Source organism: Effusibacillus pohliae DSM 22757 (assembly GCF_000376225.1).
In the GTDB taxonomy this organism is placed as follows: Bacteria; Bacillota; Bacilli; order Tumebacillales; family Effusibacillaceae; genus Effusibacillus; species Effusibacillus pohliae.
On sequence record NZ_AQXL01000040.1, the window covers coordinates 1 to 2,841 of the forward strand.

The window sequence follows — 2,841 nt, forward strand, 5'->3', positions numbered from 1 at the left end:
TTTCACCCGTGCGGTTGAAATCGACTTCTCAACAGCTCTGAGCGATACACCTACTGTAAACATGGAACAAAAAAGGGCACATCGCAAAAAGCTTTAGTAGAAAGAATATTGACTGGAATTAGGAAACGTGGTATTATTCAGATAGTTAAAAAATTTACTTACTAGTAAGTAAAAGAATAAGGGGGATGGATGATGGGTTTAACCTTAAATGGTAAAGCACATTGGCTTCCTGAAGTGGATTCATTTCCTCTTAAAGATTGGACTGTAGGTAAGTTGTTACAGCAACAGGCCGCCCGTTTTCCCAACCACATCGCTGTGCTTTATATGCCCGACGAGATGTTGGGAATTGGCGCACTGCGGTGGACGTACAAGGAGTACGAGGAAAAGGCCAAAGATGTGGCAAAAGCTTTGCTTGCCGCTGGATATCGGAAGGGAGACCATATGGCCGTGTGGGCGATCAATGTCCCTGATTGGCTTCTTCTCGAGATGGGAGCAGCGAAAATTGGAGCTGTACTGGTAACGATGAACCCTGCTCTTCGTGAAGAGGATGCCAGCTATGTGCTGAAGAGCAGTGATGCTAAAGCGGTGTTTGTAATGTCGAGTTTCCGCGGTCGTTCGTATGTGGAAGAAGTATATAGGATTCAGGCTTCAGGCCAAGTTCCTGAGCTAAAGCAGATCATAACATTTGATGCCACAAATGAATGCCTTAATTTCTCTGATCTGGTGGAGACAGGGAAGAGGAAGATTTCAGATGAAATTCTGAACGATCATGAAAAAAAGGTACAAACACATGATGTCTTTCAAATACAGTTTACGTCAGGGACTACAGGATTTCCCAAAGGGGCTATGCTTACACACCACAATGCGGTTAACAATGCTGAGCTGACATTTCGCCGCTGGGAAATTGGTGAAAGAGATCGCGTGCTTTCACCGCTCCCTCTGTTTCATACCGCGGGCAGTATCATGTTGGCCCTTGGTACGTTGGCTGTTGGAGCAACTTATATACCCATGCCGTTTTTTGACCCTAAGGTCTGTGTCCAGACTCTGAAGGAACTTGGAATTACCCACTTCGCTGGTGTACCGACGATGTTACAGGCAGTCTTACACCAAATGGAAACGAACGGTGAGTATATTCCCTTGCGCTTGGTTATGAGCGGTGGATCTCCGGTTCCCCCAATTCTACTAGAAAAGATCGAGAAAAAACTGAAGGCAAAGACAGTCGTACTGATGGGGATGACGGAAACAAGCCCGACGTTTTCCGCAACAACACCGACTGATCCACAGAGGAAGCGATGGGAGACCTGCGGCCGCCCACTGCCGCATACCGAGCTTCGTATTGTTGATCCCCAGACACGGAAAGTGATGAACTGCGGGATTCCAGGTGAGATTGAAGTCCGAGGTTATATGGTCATGAAAGGTTACTATAAGATGGAGAAGCAGACTGCAGAGACCTTGAGTGCGGATGGTTGGTTGAAAACGGGAGATGTGGGTGTCCTTGATAATGAAGGATATCTCAATGTGGTTGGTCGGATCAAGGAGATGATTATTCGCGGTGGAGAAAACATATATCCGAAGGAAGTAGAGAACTTCCTAATCAGCCATCCATTAATCGATGACGCCCAAGTAGTAGGGATACCTGATGATTATTACGGAGAAGTCCCAGTGGCTTTCATCAAGAAGCGTTTAGGAGTAGAACTTACGGAAAAAGAGGTTAAGGACTTCTGCAAGGGGCGGCTCAGCCACCAGAAGATTCCTGCCCACATTCGCTTTGTTGAGGAATATCCGCTCACTGCAAGCGGTAAGGTACAGAAACACGTACTGCGAGAAATGATAATGACGGAAATGGAAAAGAAAGGATGATAATAATGAAAAACGACTACAACACCCTGGTCTATTCGGTAGAGGAGCGCGTGGCTACAATCGTATTAAATAGACCCGAACGGCTTAATGCCTTGACTTTTGAACTCCTGGATGAACTCCATCATGCTGTCAAGACGGCTGAAGCTGATCCCAACGTTCACGTTTTGGTCTTAAAGGGTAACGGCGCCGCCTTCTGTGCCGGATATGATCTGGATATCTCGACCGTGGAGGAATCCCAACGCGATGAAAAGGGACATAACATTTGGGATCCGATCGCGGACTATGTTATGATTAACCGTTGTACGGATTCAATGATGAGCCTGTTCCGCTGTCGTAAACCAGTCATTGCGCAGGTGCATGGCTGGGCAGTTGGCGGCGGAGCCGATATGGTCCTATGTGCAGATCTAATCATCGCTTCGGAGGATGCAAAATTTGGTTATCCGCCGGCCCGCGTGTGGGGATCCCCAACAACGGCAATGTGGGCACTGCGATTAGGAATGGAACGGGCCAAAAGATTCCTCTTTACCGGGGATTCGATTGATGCCCCCAGTGCTGCTCAAATGGGCATGATTCTGGAGTGCGTACCTCGTGAAAAACTCGATGAGACCGTAGAACGGCTTGTCTTTCGTATTGCGATGCTACCTTTGAATCAGCTGATCATGATGAAATTATTTATCAATCAAATGTATCAGGGTACTGGAATTCTTGACAATACACAGGTGATCGGTACATTACTTGATGGAATTGCCCGCCATACTCCTGAAGGAATCGCCTGGCGTGAAAGTGCCATACAGTTCGGCATTAAGCATGCGCTTAAGGAACGTGACGGACGTTTCGGTGATTATACTCAGCGAAAGAAACAGTAGTTTTCCAATTGAAAAATTTTGGCTCCTCGCTGTTTAGTATGGGTATGCACAAATGCCAGTCCAACAGATTGGCAGTCAATTCTCACAGCCTTTGCTAGTTTATCGTTCCTGAGGC

At 46.9% G+C, this 2,841-nt stretch carries 2 protein-coding genes; both read left to right on the forward strand.

Annotation, left to right across the window (positions count from 1 at the left end):
* Positions 1 to 192 precede the first annotated feature (192 nt).
* On the forward strand, positions 193 to 1,860 hold the full coding sequence (locus tag C230_RS0100585; RefSeq protein ID WP_018130151.1) for an AMP-binding protein: 1,668 nt from the start codon (positions 193 to 195) through the stop codon (positions 1,858 to 1,860).
* 5 nt (positions 1,861 to 1,865) lie between these two features.
* Positions 1,866 to 2,726: a crotonase/enoyl-CoA hydratase family protein gene (locus C230_RS0100590; protein ID WP_156807289.1), complete on the forward strand. Its 861-nt coding sequence runs from the start codon at positions 1,866 to 1,868 to the stop codon at positions 2,724 to 2,726.
* The last annotated feature ends 115 nt before the right edge of the window (positions 2,727 to 2,841 follow it).

Coding starts and splice junctions, on each gene's coding strand:
- C230_RS0100585 (WP_018130151.1), top strand. CDS start 193: ATGGGTTTAACCTTAAATGGTAAAGCACATTGGCTTCCTGAAGTGGAT.
- C230_RS0100590 (WP_156807289.1), top strand. CDS start 1,866: ATGAAAAACGACTACAACACCCTGGTCTATTCGGTAGAGGAGCGCGTG.